The organism is Pseudoalteromonas nigrifaciens, assembly GCF_002221505.1.
GTDB classification, from domain to species: domain Bacteria; phylum Pseudomonadota; class Gammaproteobacteria; order Enterobacterales; family Alteromonadaceae; genus Pseudoalteromonas; species Pseudoalteromonas nigrifaciens.
In genome coordinates this window covers 2,963,068-2,980,486 of sequence record NZ_CP011036.1, presented here as the reverse complement: position 1 = coordinate 2,980,486, position 17,419 = coordinate 2,963,068, and the positions used below count along the sequence as shown (strand labels likewise).

Below are 17,419 nucleotides of genomic sequence, written 5' to 3'. Positions count from 1 at the left end.
CCAATTACATGGCTTTAAAGCGTGCTTCTAATTGCTCTTGAGCATCAGCAAAAGAGCGAATACCTTCAGCTAACTTTTCAGTCGCCATAGCATCTTGGTTATGCAACCAACGAAATTGAGCTTCGCTAAGCGGTGCCGGTTTTGGCTGCTGCGCAACATCTTTTGCTAGTAAGTATTCTGGTGCATCTTCAAGGTTACCCAACTCTTCTAAAAGATTGGGGCTAATAGTTAGCTTATCGCAACCAGTAAGGGCAATAATTTCGCCGGTATTACGAAAACTTGCACCCATAACTACCGTTTTGTAGTCGTGGCGTTTATAAAATTCAAAAATGCTGCGTACCGATTGTACCCCAGGATCTTGCAGTGGGTCGGTCGGTTTTTCCATACCGTTAGCAACGTGCCAATCTAAAATACGACCAACAAATGGCGAGATTAAAAATACGTTAGCATCGGCGCAAGCACGTGCTTGGGCATCACTAAACAATAAAGTAAGGTTACATTTAGTACCTTCTTTTTCTAGTTGTTCAGCGGCTTTAATGCCTTCCCAAGTAGAGGCTACTTTAATTAAGATTTTATCTTTGCTTACGCCTTCTTTTTCGTAAAGACTAAGTAGCGTGTGCGCTTTATCAATAGTTGCTTGGGTATCAAACGAAAGACGTGCATCTACCTCAGTAGAAATATAACCAGGTACAATAGCGCTAATTTCTTTACCTAATAATACCGCAAAGTAGTCGCATGCTAGCGCTAGTTGCTTAGCTGGATCTTGCTCGGTTTCTTTGGCGTAGCTCCATGCTTTATTTAAATAAGGCTTATAGGCTTCAATCTCGCTCGCTTTTAATAGCAATGACGGATTGGTCGTTGCGTCTTCTGGTTGATGCTTTTTAATTGCTTCAATATCACCCGTGTCGGCCACGATTGATGAATGTTGTTTTAGCCTTTGTAGCGCGTTAGTCATTTGCTTTCCTCATTCCAAGCAAGTTAAAAGAAAATCTAAACTACTTTAATATTACACCATACTGCAACAGCGAAGTAATGCTTGATAGGTCTTATGTCCTTATCAATATAAAAACGGTTATGTATGAATTATTAAGGTAGGATCAGTCTGTTTAATATTAAACAAAACGTGCTTTTCGTTTCATTTAATGTTGAAATTGACATTAAATAAATTACAAGTCAATAGCTAACTATGATCACTGTTATTTCACCTGCAAAAAATCTTGATTACACCACGCCACCTGCAACCGATAAGTTCACTCAACCGGAATTACTTGAGCACAGCGAAGCACTGATGCAAGTATGCCGTGAACTAACCCCTGCGCAAATTGGCAGCCTGATGAAAATTAGCGATAAGCTCTCAGGGCTTAACGCTGCTCGCTTTAGTGAGTGGGCACAGCCATTTACCACAGAAAACGCTAAACAAGCGGTACTAGCCTTTAATGGCGATGTATATGGTGGTTTAGATGCTAGCACGCTAACGGCTAATCAGCTTGATTACGCACAAAGCCACCTACGCATATTATCGGGCTTATATGGGCTTTTAAAGCCGCTTGATTTAATGCAAGCGTATCGCCTTGAAATGGGCACCAAGCTTGAAAACAGCCGTGGTAAAAACCTGTATGAGTTTTGGGGCTGTGTAATTGCCAATAAACTTAACGAGGTATTAAAAGCCGAGGACGCCCAATACTTAGTTAACCTTGCTTCAAACGAGTACTTTAAAGCGGTTGATAAAAAAGCCCTTAATGCACAAATAATTACTCCACACTTTAAAGACTGTAAAAATGGTCAATATAAAGTAATTAGTTTTTACGCTAAAAAAGCACGAGGCATGATGGCGCGTTACCTCATCGAAAATAAAGTAACTCAGCTAAGCCAGCTTAAAGAGTTTACAGTAGCGGGTTATTATTTTAGCGCTGAAGCAAGTGTGAAAGAGCTTGAGCCAGTATTTTTACGCGATGAACAAAGCTAAAACTTAAACCTTTACCTAATCTATAAAAGCCATGCACAGCATGGCTTTTTTAATACTGGCGCTATACTTGCAATTGATATGCGAATTCAAGATTGATTCTAATCACATTATAAATCAATAGGTGCAAGTTACATGTTTAGTATTCCCTCAATTAGCGACGCCGAAAAACTTATCGAAGAAAAGCTCGGAGGGTGGTTTGATGTCGTTATAAGCCATATTCCTAATTTTATTGTGGCAGTTATTATTGTTATTCTATTTTCTATGCTGGCTCGCTTTGCCGGTAACTTAATGAAAAATTTATTACGCCGCTCCCTCGATTCAAAACAGATAGCTGATTTAATGGCTTCTATATTTAAAGTGCTGATATTAAGTGTAGGAGTGTTTATAGCACTGGATTTTATGGGCTTAAAAGGCACGGTAACGTCATTACTAGCTGGTGCCGGTATTGTTGGTTTAGCGATTGGTTTTGCATTTCAAGATATGACCGAAAACTTAATAGCAGGTATTGCTATGGGTATTCGTAAGCCATTTAAACCAGGTGATGTAATAAAAACTGATGATGTGTTTGGCTCTGTGCATTCAATAAACCTGCGTAATACACTAATAGAGAGCTTTTATGGGCAGCAAATACTAGTGCCTAATAAAATACTATTTAGAAATGTATTGCGAAACTACAGCACGCTAGGCGTTAGACGCATAGAAGTGCCGGTAAGAATTTCATTAACAGAAGACATAGAAAAAGCCGCAAACGTTATTGTGGATAAAATTAATCAATTTGAGTTTGTAATACGCCAAGATGAAACGGCCGTATACGCAGAGAGTTTTGGCGACAGTAGTATTAATTTATTATTGTGGTTTTGGATTAAATACCCTGGTGAGCCAGACTTTATGACAGTACGCCACAAAGGTGTTGTGGCAGTACAGCAAGCACTAAATGAGGCTGATATTCTTATCCCATTCCCAATACGCAGTTTAGATTTTGGGGTTAAAGGCGGCGAAAACCTCGATGCAATAATAAGTAATAAAGTAAATACACCATCGGCTGATCAAGAAGGAGCCGATGGCTCTACAGCCAATAAAGAAGGTTAAATAGCTTGAACGCTGGTTAAATTATATTGCGTAAAAGTTACTTTTAACCAGCGCGTATTTACACAGTAATATGCGCTGGTTTACTTATTAAACCAGCAACCAAGTTGCGGTGCCTAAAAAGGCAAATATACCTACTATATCGGTTACTGTAGTGAGTATTACACTGCCAGCAAGTGCAGGGTCTATTTTCATACGTTTAAGTATTATAGGAATACACGCACCCGCCACACCCGCAACAACTAAGTTCATAAACATTGCAAACGCCAGTACCGCGCCAAGCATTAAGTCCCATTGCCATAGGGCTATAACACTGGCAATTAAAACAGCCCATAAAATACCGTTTAATGCACCAATGGCGAGCTCTTTTATCATTACAAAACGTTGGTTAGTTTGGTTAATATGGCCCACTGCTATACCACGAATAACCAAGGTTAATGACTGGCTACCGGCCACCCCACCCATTGAGGGGACAATGCCGTTAAGCACGGCTAAAATAGGCAGTATTGCTAAAGTGCCTTCAAAAAAGCTGGCAACAAAAGCAGCTGCCAGAGCCGTTAATAAGTTAACACCTAGCCAAACAGAGCGTTTTTTTGAGCTTTTTAAAACCGGTGCAAAGGTATCTTCTTCATCATCAAGACCCGCTAAACCTAATAAGTGATGCTCTGCGTCTTCACGAATTACATCAACAATGTCATCGATAGTAACACGGCCAAGTAGCTGGGCGTTGTCGTCAACTACTGGGGCTGATATCCAGTTATGACGTTCAAATAACTGCGCCACTTCGCTTTCATCCATCGAAATAGGAATAGACTCACAGTCTTCATCCATTAGGTCGTGAACAATTTTTTCGGGCGAATTGGTTAGTAAGGTACTTAACGATAAAGCGCCTAAAAAACAGTTATGCTTATCGACAACGTAAAGGTCGTCGGTACCCTCAGGGAGTTCGCCGCGCAGACGAATGTAACGCAGTACCACATCTAGGGTTACATCAGGGCGAATGGTTACTGTATCTGTGTTCATCAGCGCGCCAGCAGAGCGTTCCTGATAGGAGAGTGCTTGCGTAGCACGTTCTCTATCTTGAATGTCCATGGCGCTAACCACGTCTTTATAAACCGTGTCAGGCAGGCTTCGCAGTACTTCACCTAAGTCATCGTGGCCCATGTCTTCAGTGGCAGCAGCAATGTGCTTAGGTTCCATTTGGGCAATAATGCCTAAACGTACATCTTCAGAGAGTTCTTCAAGAACATCACCTTGTACATCTGGATCAACTAATTGCCAGAGCAGGCGACGAACTTTATGCGGTGATGATTCTAGTAAAAGTGCGGTATCACAAGGAGCTGTTTTTGCCAGCATGCGCCTAACTTGAACAAACTGACCACTATTGAGTGACTTGGTCACTTGTTGTAATTGTTGTAGTGGGTAGTCTTGTTCGAAAGTTTCGGGCATTGGCGTCCTTAATTTATTTTTATAACGTTAGGGAAGAAGTTAGTCATTAACTTCGTTCAGTTTATCTTACTTTTTTTAGCCAAACTAGCTTAAGGTTTCACTAACCCTATATTTTAGCTCGTTTACTTGGTTTAAATAAAGTGCCTACTATTCTTGTTCGTTAAAGCGCTGCGCTATTAATTGGCCAACGGCATGTAAAGCATGCTCTGCATCGGGTCCTTCGCACACTACTTTTACTTCTTTACCTTGGCTGCTTTCTAGTAACATTAAAGCCAGTACGCTATCGCCAGCGGCTTCTTTTTCATCTTGAAATAAGGTAATAGATGCGTCAAATTGTACCGCTAATTGTGCTAATACGGTAGCAGCTCTAGCATGCAGGCCTAGCTTGTTTTTTATTAAAAATGTATTTTCTAAGCGCATAAGATACTCTACTTAAGCTGAACAGATGATTATTTAAATTGAATTATTTTTCTTGCTCGCGATGGCGAATTTTTACATTAGGGTGAGACATAGCAAAGCTTTCACCAATTGTTTGCGCTAAATAAACTGAGCGGTGCTGACCACCAGTACAACCAATAGCAATGGTTAAATAACTGCGATTATTACGCTCTAGGTGTGGTAACCACGTTTGTACAAAGGTTTGAATTTGCCAAGTGAATTTTTGCACAATACTATGACTAGCTAAATAATCTTTTACTGGTTGATCTAATCCAGTTAAAGGCTTGAGCTCCGGTTCCCAGTGTGGGTTTGGTAAAAAACGCGCATCAAAAACATAATCAGCACCTTTGGGAATACCATGCTTAAAGCCAAACGACTCAAAGGTAATGATAAGCTGTTTGTCTTTTTTACCGAGTATGGTTTCACGCATAGATTCAGCAAGTTGATGCACACTTAAATCGGTTGTATCAATGACATGATCAGCCCGCGTTACGAGTACATCGAGTAATTCTTTTTCCTTTTTTATTGCTAAATCTAGCGGTAGCGAATCAATCGAAAGCGGGTGCAAGCGACGTGTTTCTGAATAACGGCGGATTAACGTTTGATCGTCGCTATCTAAATAAAATAACGTTGGTTTAGCAAAGTCGGGCAAGTACTCAAGAATATCGTTAAACTGCTGCTGATCTTTAGGCAGGTTACGCACGTCTATACTAACGGCTATTTTATCGTAGTTATCAGAGACACTGCGCACTAATGAAGGCAGCAAATTTACCGGAATATTATCTACACAATAGTAACCTAAATCTTCTACAACACGTAAAGCAACTGACTTACCAGAACCTGATCGGCCACTTATAATAATTAATTCCATTTACCACCCCTTTATTAGTAACTAGGATTGATCCAAAATAACTTGGTATAACGCTTCATCAGACTTTGCCGCACGCAATTGCTTACAAAACTCTTTATCGTTTAGTTTATCAGCTATTGTGGCTAGTGTTTTCAAGTGCTGCTGGTTATCGCCATCGGGCACTATAAGCGCAACAAAAATATCAACTGGACGATTATCAATTGCATCAAAATTAATAGCGGTTTCGCTTATTAAAATTAAGGCAAGAGGCTCTTGTGCCCCGCTCATACGGCCATGTGGAATTGCTATTCCTCGGCCAATACCGGTACTACCTAGCTTTTCTCTTGCCAATAAAGCAGTGAGAATATCTTGCTGAGGTAAATACGGCATTTTTTTATGCGCGAGTTCACTGATGAATTCTAAAATTCTTTTTTTACTATTAAAAAGGACCACAGCTTTGCTGCAGTCCTGGCATATAAGTGAGCTTAATTTCATAGTGTTAGTGTCGAGCAAACTTCTCTTTGTGTTTAATTACTTGACGATCGAGTTTGTCAATCAACGAGTCAATGGCAGCGTACATATCTTGGTGTTCGGTCGATGCAAATAGCTCAGCGCCACTTACAAAAATTGTTGCTTCAGCTTTTTGACTTAATTTTTCTACATCGAGAATAACATGCACATTAGTTATGTGATCTGAGTGTCTTTGCAGCTTTGCAAATTTATTATTTACATAGTCTCTTAATGAGTCTGTAATGTCTACATGACGACCAGTTAAGTTTAGTTGCATCAGCATTTTCCTCTTTGTTGTACGTCTTAAATCAAGCTTTTACGTTGATTTGACGGGGGAATAGCCAGAGATTCGCGATATTTTGCAATTGTCCGTCTAGCTACTTTAATTCCTTGCTCAGCCAATATATCTGCAATCTTGCTATCACTCAATGGTTTGGCTAAGTTTTCTGCAGCTATCAACTTTTTAATCAGGGCACGTATGGCAGTTGATGAACATTCGCCACCATTTTCGGTGCTTACATGGCTTGAAAAAAAGTACTTAAGCTCAAAAATGCCACGTGGAGTGTGCATATATTTTTGCGTAGTGACCCGTGAAATAGTCGACTCGTGCATTTCAACTATTTCGGCAACATCGTTTAATACCATAGGTTTCATGGCTTCTGGGCCATGTTCAAAAAACGCTTGTTGCTGCTTAACAATACAATTAGTTACTTTCAGGAGTGTTTCGTTTCTACTTTCTAGGCTTTTAATAAACCATTTAGCTTCTTGTAAGTGCGAGCGAATAAATTGGCTGTCACCGCTGGATTTTACTGTACGAGACATAGCCGCATATTGGCTGTTAACACGTATTTTTGGCATGCTATCTGGGTTTAGCTCTACCACCCAACGGCCTTTTATTTTTTTAACAGACACGTCAGGTATAACGTATTCAGACTCTTCTCTGACAATAGTATCCGCAGGCTTAGGATTAAGCGTATGAATAAGTGTCATTATTTCTTTAAGCTCTTCTTCTTTGAGCTTAGTTTTTTTCATTAACGTACGATAGTCGCGAGCAGCGAGTAAATCGATATGATCAGTTAACACCATTTTTGTTTCGTTAATATAAGGGGTGTCTTTATCAAATTGATTTAATTGAATGCATAAGCATTCTTGCAAGCTGCGAGCTGCAATACCAACAGGATCAAATAATTGAATGCGCTTTAGCACTGCTTCTATTTCATCTAGTTCTACTTCGTGTTCGTCGTCAGTTTCTTGGTTAAAGCTTGCTAAAAGGTCTTCGCAACTGAGGGTTAAAATACCAGAGTCATCTACGGCTTCAACGATAGCTATGGCAATAGCTTCGTCGGTAGGGCTAAAAGGGGTGAGCTGTAATTGCCACATTAAGTATTCATGCAGGGTTTCGGTTGATGCACCTTGATAAATAGATTCATCTTCAGGCATTGGCCCTGATGAAGAGGCAGGCGCTGCGCTCATATATTCATCCCATGATACATCCATGGCCATGTCGTCGCTTATGGTGTCTTTATTTAGTGCTTCACCGCTATCTTGCTCATACTCGCTTGGGGTGTCGTCAGCAGAGGCGCTAACAGTAATGTCATCTGCTTTTTGCTCGTTTTTACCTGCTGATTCTTCCGTGTAATCTTGTTCATCAACTTCAAGTAATGGGTTGCTATCAAGTGCTTCTTGTATTTCTTGCTGGAGATCCAAGGTACTAAGCTGCAATAAGCGAATAGCCTGTTGCAGTTGCGGAGTCATTGTAAGTTGCTGGCCCATGCGCAGCTGTAATGATTGCCTCATTTATCTCTAACAATCCTTATAAATTGATATGATTAATCTTAGCAGATGCTTATAGTAATAACATAAATATTACAGTTTGAACTGCTCGCCTAAATAAACATCACGTACTGTTTTATCGTTTAATACAAATTCAGGAGTACCAGATGCAATTAGCTCCCCATGAGAAACAATGTAGGCTTTTTCACAAACATCAAGGGTTTCCCTTACATTGTGGTCGGTAATTAGTACGCCAATACCACGATTTTTAAGGTGTTCTATAATTTTTTTAATATCGAGTACTGAAATAGGATCCACGCCAGCAAAGGGCTCATCAAGCAATATAAATTTAGGATCTGCAGCTAAAGCACGTGCTATTTCTACGCGGCGACGTTCACCACCAGATAGCGCCATACCTAAGCTGTCGCGAATATGTTGCAGGCTAAATTCGTCCAATAAACTATTTAGGGTTTCTTCCCTGGCTTGTTTATTTAGTTGCTTACGCGTTTCTAAAATAGCCATTAAATTTTGATACACAGTGAGCTTTCTAAAAATAGAAGATTCTTGTGGTAAATAACCAATACCTAAACGAGCACGGCTGTGCATAGGAAGTAAGGTAATATCGTTATCATCAATTAATATTTTACCTTTGTCGCTAGGTACTAAGCCTACAATCATGTAAAAGGTAGTGGTTTTACCTGCGCCATTTGGGCCAAGTAAACCAACAATGCTACCAGCTTTTACTTCAAGTCCTACATTTTTAACAACTTCACGGCCTTTATAGCTTTTTGCTAATAGCTCTGCTTTTAATGTACTCATGGCTGACCTTTATTGAGTTTTTGTTCTTTTTTTACGTCTACAGGCACTAAAATAGTGTGTACCCGATCAGTTGAGTTTTCATCTTTTTCAGCACTTATAAGCTGTTGCTCTATATCATAAGTGATGCTTTTAGCCGTAATTTTTTGCCCAGCTTGAGAAATGTTTGCATCTCCTACCAGGGTTAAAAAACGTTTCGCTACATCGTAACGTACTTCGTTAGCGCTGGCGCTCATGACAGTGCCATCTGCTTGCTTTTCTTCAAAATATGCAGGGCTGCCCGTGGCAATTAATAGTTGTTTATTATCGCCAAGTTCGTCGCGCTTATGTACTTCTAAACGATCGGCGGTGATACGACGATTACCGTGAATTATCTCGACGTTTTTCTCAAAAATACCAACGTTTTCTTTTAGTTGGCCTTCTTGGCGGTCAGCACTAATAGAAATTTGATTAGCTAATGGGGAAGTACTTTGCTCTGCCGCATTACTATTAAATACAAGTATAAGCGATGGAATAATAAGTATTTTTGCAAGGTTATTGGTCATAATATAGTGTTCGCGTATGGTTAATTAGTTTTATCACCTCGGTTGTTAAATTGGCTTCAAGGCCTTTACCGGTGATCTTTAAATTCGGTCCAGTTATAATAACGGGCTGTTCGCTGCGCATAGTGAGTAGCATTATATCTACTTGAATATTGTCGGCGGTAATTTTGTCTATCATTGCGCCATCAATTAAGTTTTGGGCAGTTACATTACCCTCTAAAATTAATTGTCTTTCATCGTAAAGTGTTGCTTCATCAGCATTGATACGCCACGTTTTTTGTCTGTCGTCGTACAATATGAAAGTAGGTTTTTCGAATAAGGTAAATCCTAGCTGCTCGTAAAGCTCCGTTTTAACCGCAGTTACTTTATGGCTAATTTCACCGTTTTCGTCAAAAGCTGTTTGTTTTAGCTCAATGGCGGTGTAATCGGGTTTAGCTATTACTTCTGAGTCGGCTTTAGCAACCGTATTTACCTGAGTAAAATAAGGGTACCAAAGCCAAACCATACAGGTGATGAATAAAACGCTTAAGACTATGCGCGCTATATTCATGAACTGGTGCCTTGGCTAGTTAATGGTTTATTGTTTTCAAGCATAAGTAAGTCGGTTAGCTCTCTTACTGCACCAAAACCACCCGGCATTTGCGTAGTGTAATGTGCTAAGCGTTTAATTAGTGGGTGCGCGTCGTTTACTGCGACTGCAAAGCCAACTAACTCCATAACAGGCATATCTGGGCCGTCATCACCAATATAAGCAATTTGCTCATCGCTCAAATTAAGCTTGTTTTTAAGTTCTTGGTAGGCAATAAGCTTGTTTTCTTGACCTTGATAAATATGCTGCACGGTTAAGCTGGTCATACGTTGTTGTACTATTTGCGAGTGCCTGCCGGTAATAACCGCTACTTCAAAGCCGCTGTTAATAAGTGCTTTAATACCAAAGCCATCTTTTGTATTAAATGCTTTTAGCTCTTCACCTTGGTTGCCAAGATAAATTCGGCCATCAGAAAATACGCCATCAATGTCGCATATAAGTAGTTTTACTTTTTTTGCGCGCGCTTTAGCGTCATCACTTAGCGCTTGATAGAGTTCTTCAAATTGCATTTATAATACTCCTGCTTTAAGTAGGTCTTGCATATTGAGTGCCCCAATAGGCTGATTATGCTCATTAATAATAATTAAGCCATTAATGCGTTTATGTTCCATGATATTAAGCGCTTGCGCAGCAAGCATATCTTGGGTTGCCGTGGTACACGATTTAGTCATTACTGCATCTATTGACGTGGTATGAATATCAACGCGTTGCTCTAAAATACGGCGTAAATCACCATCGGTAAATAACCCAGCGAGTTGCTGATTATCGTCAACTATGGCGGTCATACCTAAGCCTTTAGCTGTCATTTCAATCAGCGCATCTTTAATAGTTTGCGAAGTAGTTATAATAGGCGTATTTACACCGCTGTGCATAACATCTTTTAAGGTGAGCAGTAATCGCTTCCCTAAACTGCCACCGGGATGCGATAGTGCAAAGTCATCGGCAGTAAATCCGCGTGCTTCTAACAGTGCTACCGCCATTGCATCGCCCATAGCGAGTGTTGCCGTGGTACTGGCTGTTGGTGCTAAGCCTAATGAGCAGGCTTCTTTTTCTACTTTAATGCATACATGCACGTTAGCAAGTGTGGCCATGGTTGATTGTGTATTTCCTGTCATGGAAATAATTTTTGCACCAAGGCGTTTTAACACTGGAATAATATTAAGTACTTCACTGGTTTCGCCTGAGTTAGAAATAAGCATAACGACATCGTTTTTAGTGATCATGCCCAAATCGCCGTGGCTGGCTTCGCCTGGGTGCACAAAAAAAGCAGGGCTACCAGTGCTTGCTAAAGTTGCCGCAATTTTATGGCCAATATGCCCAGACTTACCCATACCAATAATTATAATACGGCCGCTGCAGTCATACATAAGCTGACATGCCTGATGAAAATTATCATCTACATATTGTTTTATATCAAAAAGTGCTTGGCGCTCGATATCAAGAACACGTAGCCCTTGCTCGATAAAACTTAGCTTGGTCATAGACAACTCTTACCCTATTTGACTAAAGATGTAACCTTGGTAAATCAAAAATGCGCTTAGCAGTAAACCACCTTCTACTCTATTGATACGCTGAGCGCCTCTAAAGTTCAATGACATAACAATAAGTGCCAAGGTTGCTGCAATCATAATCAGTACATCACGATTAGCAATAGAAGGGTCGATTATCGATGGATTGATAATACCGGCAAGTGGTAACACGGCTAAAATATTAAAAATATTTGAGCCCACAATATTACCCAGTGCTAGGTCATCTTCATTTTTAAGCACACCTGCAACAGACGCTGCCAGTTCTGGTAAACTGGTGCCAATAGCAATAATAGTTAAGCCAATTACCAAGTCACTTAAGCCAAAGAATTTTGCAATATCGACAGCTGAGCCAACTAAAAAGTGAGAACTAACAGGAAGTAATATCAAGCCCACAATGAGCCAAAAAACTGCCTTTTTAGTGGGAACGTTATCGGGTACTTCATCGCAGGCTTCGTTTACAAATGGATCGTTATTATTTTTAGCTCTTAGGGAGATAATAATAAGTCCAAAAATAAATACAACAAAACCAATAAGTAGGGCAATTGCTTCTGGGTATGAAAAATAGTTATCTGAAAAAATATACCAAGTAGCTAACGAAATAATTAATACCAAAGGTATTTCACGTTTTAAGGTGCTTGATGAAACAGACAACGGGCGCAATAAAGCGGTAATACCCAGTACTAATAAAATATTGGTTATGTTTGAGCCAACGGCATTGCCTATGGCAGTATCGGTTTTACCGGCTAAAGCGGCAGAAGCCGAAACCATCATTTCAGGCGCTGATGAACCCATTGCAACAACGGTTAACCCTACAATTAAAGTAGGCACACCAAAGTTTTTCGCCAGTGCTGCGGCGCCATAAACGAACTTGTCAGCGCTCCAAACTAGGCCAGCAAGACCAAAAATTAAAATAACAAATGAGGTAACCATTGTATTGAACCAGTTATTGAAAATACATATTGCGCGAATAGTAACAAAAGCCAATCTGAAAGTATAAATAAAACAGTGGCGAAGAGAGCGGTTAATCACTTATTTTATAAATATTTAGGGTATGCTATGCAAAGGTTTAAGCCAAGGTTAAGGTGGTTTGAGCGAGCCTTATAACTGTTTTGGCAATTACATTACAAAATCTTACGAATTGTTTTTTCCATCTTGGTCGAAAAAGCCTTAAAATAGGAATACGAGTGAATATTGTTATGGAGAGCGACTTGTCGCAATCAATAGTAGAAGTCAAGGATGTTTGCTTTTCAAGGGGCGATAGAATCATATATAAAAATATGAGTTTTAGTGTTCCTAAAGGTAAAATCACTGCCATTATGGGGCCAAGCGGCATTGGTAAAACTACCATGCTACGTTTAATTGGCGGTCAGCTAAAGCCTGACTCGGGTGATATTTTATTTGAAGGCAATAGCATTCCAAAAATGTCACGTAAAGTACTATATGAAGCACGTACCAAAATGAGTATGCTGTTTCAAAGTGGTGCATTATTTACTGACATGTCGGTATTCGATAATATTGCTTTTCCGATTAGAGAGCACACTAAGCTAAGTGAAGACCTTATTCGCTTAGTGGTATTAATGAAGTTACAAGCTGTAGGTTTACGAGGCGCTAAGGATTTAATGCCGTCGGAGTTGTCAGGTGGTATGGCTCGCCGTGCAGCTTTAGCCCGCTCTATAGCACTTGACCCTGAATTAATTATGTATGATGAGCCATTTGCAGGCCAAGACCCTATTTCTATGGGAGTACTGGTAAAGCTTATAAAGTCACTCAATGAAGTGCTTGGTTTATCGTCTTTAATCGTGACCCATGATGTTAACGAAGTCATGAGCATTGCCGATCACGTTATAATAATTGCCGATCAAGGTGTTATTGGCAGTGGATCGCCAGAACAAATGCGTCAACATGAATCTCCTTTGGTACAGCAGTTCTTAAAAGGCTTATCGGATGGTCCTGTGCCATTTCATTTTCCGGCACAAACATATGCAGATGAGTTGCTTGGAGAGAATAAATGATGTTGAATTTTCTGCAAAAAATAGGGCATAAAACACTAGGTCGTTTTGCAGCGCTAGGGCGCTCAGCGAACATGTTATTTGGTGCACTTGTGCACATACCTAATTTTAAAAAAGGCACCCCCTTACTCATTCGCCAGCTCTATATGGTGGGCTCACAATCGTTGCTCATTATTGTGGTGTCGGGGTTGTTTATTGGCATGGTATTAGCGCTGCAAGGCTATACAGTGTTGGTTGGTTATGGTGCAGAGGATAGCTTAGGCCCTTTAGTTGCGCTGAGTTTGCTCAGAGAACTAGGCCCTGTGGTTACTGCATTGCTATTTGCTGGGCGGGCGGGCAGTGCGCTCACCGCTGAAATTGGTTTAATGAAAGCAACCGAGCAATTGTCATCACTCGAAATGATGGCCATTGATCCATTGAAACGTATAATTGCACCGCGTTTTTGGGCTGGTTTAATAAGTATGCCGTTGTTAGCATTAATATTTTCGGCAGTGGCTATTATTGGTGCTCATTTAGTCGGCGTTGATTGGCTAGGCGTTGATACCGGAAGCTTTTGGTCAATTATGCAATCACAAGTTTCGTTTCAGCAAGACATACTCAATGGCATAATTAAAAGCGTTGTATTTGCTATTGTAGTGACCTGGATCGCCCTTTATAAAGGATATGATTGTGTACCAACTTCTGAGGGGATCAGTAAAGCAACCACAGAAACCGTGGTGCACTCATCTTTAGCAGTGTTAGGGTTTGACTTTCTTTTGACAGCGGTAATGTTTACCAACTAGTAGGGTATAGATAATGAATTCACGGAAATTAGAGATTTTAGTTGGTTTTTTTGTCGCACTAGGCATTTTAGCATTTGCTATGCTTGCGCTTAAAGTGGCCAACACTGGTATTAGTGGCTCAGGTGACACATACACACTTAATGCTAAATTTGAAAACATAGGCTCATTAAAGCCCCGTGCACCCATTAAAGTGGGCGGTGTGGTTATTGGCCGGGTAGAATCTATTTATGTTCATCCGCAAGAATTTTTACCAGTTGTTAATATGACCATTGATGCACAGTATTTATGTCGTTTTTCAGATACTAGCTCAATCTCTATTTTAACGTCAGGCATTTTAGGTGAGCAGTACTTAGGGATTAACCCTGTTATTGCACCAGAATCTGCAGAGCAGCGTTGTTTAGGTTTAACTGTGGTACATAACGAACAAGATCAAGCAATTGATGATTTATTTGGCGTAGAAAGTAAAGCGCTAGGTGACGGTGGATCTATTACCGATACTAAGTCTGCCTTAGTGCTAGAAGAGTTAATTGGGCAGTTTTTATTCAACCAAGGTAGTGAGTAATTATTATGTTGAAAAAGTTTTTAGTTATTGCAGCGCTTAGTACCCTAACGTTTGCACAGGTAGTTAAAGCTGCCGATGTTAAGCTAACAGATCCTAACAAAATGGTACGTCAAGTGGCAGATAATACCTTTGAGCGGATCACAAAAGATCAGCCATTAATTATTAAAAATAATGAGCATTTTCGTGTCATTGTTGAAGAAGAATTAATGCCCTACATTGACTACAAATATGCGGCACTGCGAGTGTTAGGCAGCGAAGTATCAAAAGTGCGTGCAATAACCGATGAGGCTGAAAAGGCGCGCGCAATTAAAGATATTCAGCGCTTTATTGTAGTATTTAGAGAGTACCTAGTAGCAACGTATGCAGGTGTTTTTACCCAATACACCAACCAACAAGTCGAGTTTGGCGCACCACAACCTTTTAAAGGTAAAGATGTGGTGGTAGTAAAAACCAAGATCATTGAAGCGGGTAAACCCGATATTAAAATTGACTTTAAAGTACGTGAAGACAGAAGTGGTGAATGGCGTGCTTACGATATGATTGCAGAAGGTATTAGCTTACTAGATGCAAAGCAAAGTGAGCTACAAGGCATGTTACGCCAACAAGGTATTGACCACGTAAGTAACCTTTTAGAGCAAAAGAGCCAACTGCCAGTACAGTTTAGAGGCAGCGACACCAATGACTAAGTTGGTGATAAGCCAAGTTGATGAGCAACATTTTCGAGTCAGTGGTGAGCTTACTCGAAGTTCAATTGGCGATGAAAAAGGCCTGGGCAGTCAGGCAATAACCAAGCATAAAATCTGCTACTTTGACCTTAGTGACGTATCTAGGGTTGACACAGCAGGCTTAGCTTGGTTAATTCACACTTTTGCGCAGTACAAGCAACAAGGCATTCGCCTTGAGTTGCAAAATCCACCTGAACAATTGCAAAATTTAATGCAATTGGGTCAAGTTACAACCCTATTTGAGTGAGAGTTATGGAAACTAGCCAAGTCGAAATATTATTACGCGATGAACTTCAATTAGCAGAAGTACATGTTAAAGCCAATGGTAGCCATTATGAAGTAATAGCTGTTGGCGAATGCTTTGACGGTTTAAGCCGAGTGAAAAAGCAACAGCTAGTTTATGGACCATTAATGAATACTATTTCAGATGGCACCATTCACGCAGTATCAATTCGCGCTTTTACTCCTGTAGAGTGGAAACGCGAACAAAAATTTATTTTACCGCAATAAAAAAGGCCCCTACATGGATCAATTTGTAATTCAAGGTGGCACTTCGCTTGCGGGTGAAGTTACTATCTCTGGCGCTAAAAATGCGGCACTTCCTATTTTATTTGCCGCATTATTAGCCGATGGTAAAAGTACGTTTACTAATGTACCGCGCTTGCGTGACATAGTTACCACCGAAGCGTTATTAAAAACCTTAGGTGCGAGTGTTAATTGGCAAGGCGACACGCTTGTGATTGACGGCGCAACAGTGGATAAAACACTTGCTCCGTATGACCTAGTTAAGCAAATGCGTGCATCGGTACTGACACTCGGGCCTTTAGTGGCGCGTTTTGGTGAAGCACAAGTGTCACTCCCTGGTGGCTGCGCTATTGGGGCTCGACCTGTGGATATTCATATTCAAGGTTTAGAGCGCATGGGCGCACAAATCAACGTAGAAAACGGCTATATTAATGCCAAAGTAAATGGTCGCTTAAAAGGCGCTGAAATCTTTATGGAGATGGTTAGCGTTGGCGCTACTGAAAACCTATTGATGGCCGCGACCTTAGCCGATGGCAAAACTGTGCTTGAAAATGCAGCTTGTGAGCCAGAAATAACAGACTTGGCTAATTGCTTAATTGCTATGGGCGCTAAAATTACGGGTGCGGGTACAAACCGTATTGAAATTGAAGGCGTTGAGCGCTTAGCGGGTTGTGAGCACCGTATTTTACCAGATCGTATTGAAACAGGTACTTTTTTAGTTGCTGCTGCTATGGCCGGTGGCGAAGTGCTGTGTAAGATGACCGATTTTCATTCACTTGAGCCGGTAATTGAAAAGCTACGTGCAACCAATGCATTGTTAGAAGTACATGACAACAGCATTTATTTAGATATGCGCGGCAGAGAATTAAAAGCCGTTAATATTAAAACAGCTCCGCATCCTGGTTTTCCTACCGATATGCAGGCGCAGTTTACCGCATTAAATGTAGTGGCTAATGGTAGTGCCACCATTACCGAAACTATTTTTGAAAACCGCTTTATGCATGTACCTGAGCTACAACGTATGGGCGCAAATATTCGCTTAGAAGGCAACACAGCTATTTGTGGTGATACAAAAACTCTTAGCGGCGCCCAAGTTATGGCAACCGACCTACGTGCATCAGCCAGTTTAATTTTAACCGGTATAGTGGCGCAAGGTGAAACGATAGTTGATCGTATTTATCATGTTGATAGAGGTTATGAGCGCATTGAAGATAAGCTCAGCGCGTTAGGTGCTAATATTAAACGTAGAAGTAGTTAAGTAACTATTT

General features: G+C 40.5%; 22 protein-coding genes. 9 read left to right on the top strand and 13 right to left on the bottom strand.

The genetic code is table 11. The features are described from left to right. Positions 1-4 precede the first annotated feature (4 nt). A complete protein-coding gene (gene tal, locus PNIG_RS14150) occupies positions 5-955 on the bottom strand; it encodes a transaldolase (protein ID WP_089368743.1) in 951 nt (316 codons plus the stop codon). Positions 956-1,186: 231 nt separating this feature from the next. Between tal and yaaA the strand changes: the two genes are divergently transcribed. Next, complete coding sequence (gene yaaA / locus PNIG_RS14145) at positions 1,187-1,966, top strand: peroxide stress protein YaaA (protein ID WP_089368742.1); 780 nt, start codon at positions 1,187-1,189, stop codon at positions 1,964-1,966. A 132-nt stretch (positions 1,967-2,098) separates the two neighbouring features. Then, entirely contained in the window at positions 2,099-3,055 is a 957-nt protein-coding gene (locus tag PNIG_RS14140; protein ID WP_089368741.1) for a mechanosensitive ion channel family protein, read from the top strand. Positions 3,056-3,142: 87 nt separating this feature from the next. Here PNIG_RS14140 and mgtE read toward each other — a convergent pair whose 3' ends face one another. The 12 genes from mgtE to PNIG_RS14080 form a co-directional block, all read right to left on the bottom strand. Further along, a complete protein-coding gene (mgtE, locus tag PNIG_RS14135) occupies positions 3,143-4,501 on the bottom strand; it encodes a magnesium transporter (protein WP_011329204.1) in 1,359 nt (452 codons plus the stop codon). Between the two features lie 147 nt (positions 4,502-4,648). After that, entirely contained in the window at positions 4,649-4,921 is a 273-nt protein-coding gene (locus PNIG_RS14130) for an HPr family phosphocarrier protein (protein WP_011329203.1), read from the bottom strand. Between the two features lie 43 nt (positions 4,922-4,964). Further along, complete coding sequence (gene rapZ, locus PNIG_RS14125) at positions 4,965-5,810, bottom strand: RNase adapter RapZ (RefSeq protein ID WP_011329202.1); 846 nt, start codon at positions 5,808-5,810, stop codon at positions 4,965-4,967. A gap of 21 nt (positions 5,811-5,831) precedes the next feature. Beyond that, complete coding sequence (gene ptsN, locus PNIG_RS14120) at positions 5,832-6,284, bottom strand: PTS IIA-like nitrogen regulatory protein PtsN (RefSeq protein WP_041454569.1); 453 nt, start codon at positions 6,282-6,284, stop codon at positions 5,832-5,834. Between the two features lie 4 nt (positions 6,285-6,288). Beyond that, a complete protein-coding gene (hpf, locus tag PNIG_RS14115; protein WP_011329200.1) occupies positions 6,289-6,576 on the bottom strand; it encodes a ribosome hibernation promoting factor in 288 nt (95 codons plus the stop codon). 26 nt (positions 6,577-6,602) lie between these two features. Beyond that, complete coding sequence (locus PNIG_RS14110; protein WP_041454568.1) at positions 6,603-8,096, bottom strand: RNA polymerase factor sigma-54; 1,494 nt, start codon at positions 8,094-8,096, stop codon at positions 6,603-6,605. A 69-nt stretch (positions 8,097-8,165) separates the two neighbouring features. After that, positions 8,166-8,891: an LPS export ABC transporter ATP-binding protein gene (lptB, locus tag PNIG_RS14105; protein ID WP_011329198.1), complete on the bottom strand. Its 726-nt coding sequence runs from the start codon at positions 8,889-8,891 to the stop codon at positions 8,166-8,168. Beyond that, complete coding sequence (lptA, locus tag PNIG_RS14100) at positions 8,888-9,433, bottom strand: lipopolysaccharide transport periplasmic protein LptA (RefSeq protein WP_011329197.1); 546 nt, start codon at positions 9,431-9,433, stop codon at positions 8,888-8,890. The genes lptB and lptA overlap by 4 nt, the downstream gene beginning before the upstream one ends. Further along, positions 9,423-9,980: an LPS export ABC transporter periplasmic protein LptC gene (gene lptC / locus PNIG_RS14095; protein WP_089368740.1), complete on the bottom strand. Its 558-nt coding sequence runs from the start codon at positions 9,978-9,980 to the stop codon at positions 9,423-9,425. The genes lptA and lptC overlap by 11 nt, the downstream gene beginning before the upstream one ends. Continuing rightward, positions 9,977-10,528, bottom strand: coding sequence for a 3-deoxy-manno-octulosonate-8-phosphatase KdsC (gene kdsC, locus PNIG_RS14090; protein ID WP_011329195.1), 552 nt, complete (start codon positions 10,526-10,528; stop codon positions 9,977-9,979). Before kdsC ends, lptC begins: the two co-directional genes overlap by 4 nt. After that, positions 10,529-11,500 (bottom strand): KpsF/GutQ family sugar-phosphate isomerase, encoded by a 972-nt coding sequence (locus tag PNIG_RS14085; protein ID WP_011329194.1) that lies wholly within the window; start codon positions 11,498-11,500, stop codon positions 10,529-10,531. 9 nt (positions 11,501-11,509) lie between these two features. Continuing rightward, positions 11,510-12,478, bottom strand: coding sequence for a calcium/sodium antiporter (locus tag PNIG_RS14080; protein WP_041454567.1), 969 nt, complete (start codon positions 12,476-12,478; stop codon positions 11,510-11,512). A gap of 266 nt (positions 12,479-12,744) precedes the next feature. Between PNIG_RS14080 and PNIG_RS14075 the strand changes: the two genes are divergently transcribed. From PNIG_RS14075 to murA, 7 genes are read left to right on the top strand one after another with little or no spacing between them, the layout of a single operon-like run. After that, complete coding sequence (locus PNIG_RS14075; protein WP_086995431.1) at positions 12,745-13,560, top strand: ATP-binding cassette domain-containing protein; 816 nt, start codon at positions 12,745-12,747, stop codon at positions 13,558-13,560. Continuing rightward, a complete protein-coding gene (gene mlaE / locus PNIG_RS14070) occupies positions 13,560-14,339 on the top strand; it encodes a lipid asymmetry maintenance ABC transporter permease subunit MlaE (protein WP_041454775.1) in 780 nt (259 codons plus the stop codon). Before PNIG_RS14075 ends, mlaE begins: the two co-directional genes overlap by 1 nt. 13 nt (positions 14,340-14,352) lie before the next feature. Beyond that, the gene (gene mlaD, locus PNIG_RS14065) at positions 14,353-14,901 is read left to right on the top strand and encodes an outer membrane lipid asymmetry maintenance protein MlaD (protein ID WP_011329190.1); all 549 of its coding nucleotides are present in this window, start codon (positions 14,353-14,355) and stop codon (positions 14,899-14,901) included. A gap of 5 nt (positions 14,902-14,906) precedes the next feature. After that, positions 14,907-15,587 (top strand): MlaC/ttg2D family ABC transporter substrate-binding protein, encoded by a 681-nt coding sequence (locus tag PNIG_RS14060; protein ID WP_086995400.1) that lies wholly within the window; start codon positions 14,907-14,909, stop codon positions 15,585-15,587. Continuing rightward, positions 15,580-15,873 carry an STAS domain-containing protein gene (locus PNIG_RS14055; RefSeq protein WP_011329188.1) on the top strand — a complete coding sequence of 98 codons (294 nt, stop codon included), beginning with the start codon at positions 15,580-15,582 and terminating at the stop codon, positions 15,871-15,873. The genes PNIG_RS14060 and PNIG_RS14055 overlap by 8 nt, the downstream gene beginning before the upstream one ends. A gap of 5 nt (positions 15,874-15,878) precedes the next feature. Next, positions 15,879-16,136 (top strand): BolA family protein, encoded by a 258-nt coding sequence (locus PNIG_RS14050; protein ID WP_011329187.1) that lies wholly within the window; start codon positions 15,879-15,881, stop codon positions 16,134-16,136. A 13-nt stretch (positions 16,137-16,149) separates the two neighbouring features. After that, complete coding sequence (gene murA, locus PNIG_RS14045) at positions 16,150-17,409, top strand: UDP-N-acetylglucosamine 1-carboxyvinyltransferase (RefSeq protein WP_011329186.1); 1,260 nt, start codon at positions 16,150-16,152, stop codon at positions 17,407-17,409. The last annotated feature ends 10 nt before the right edge of the window (positions 17,410-17,419 follow it).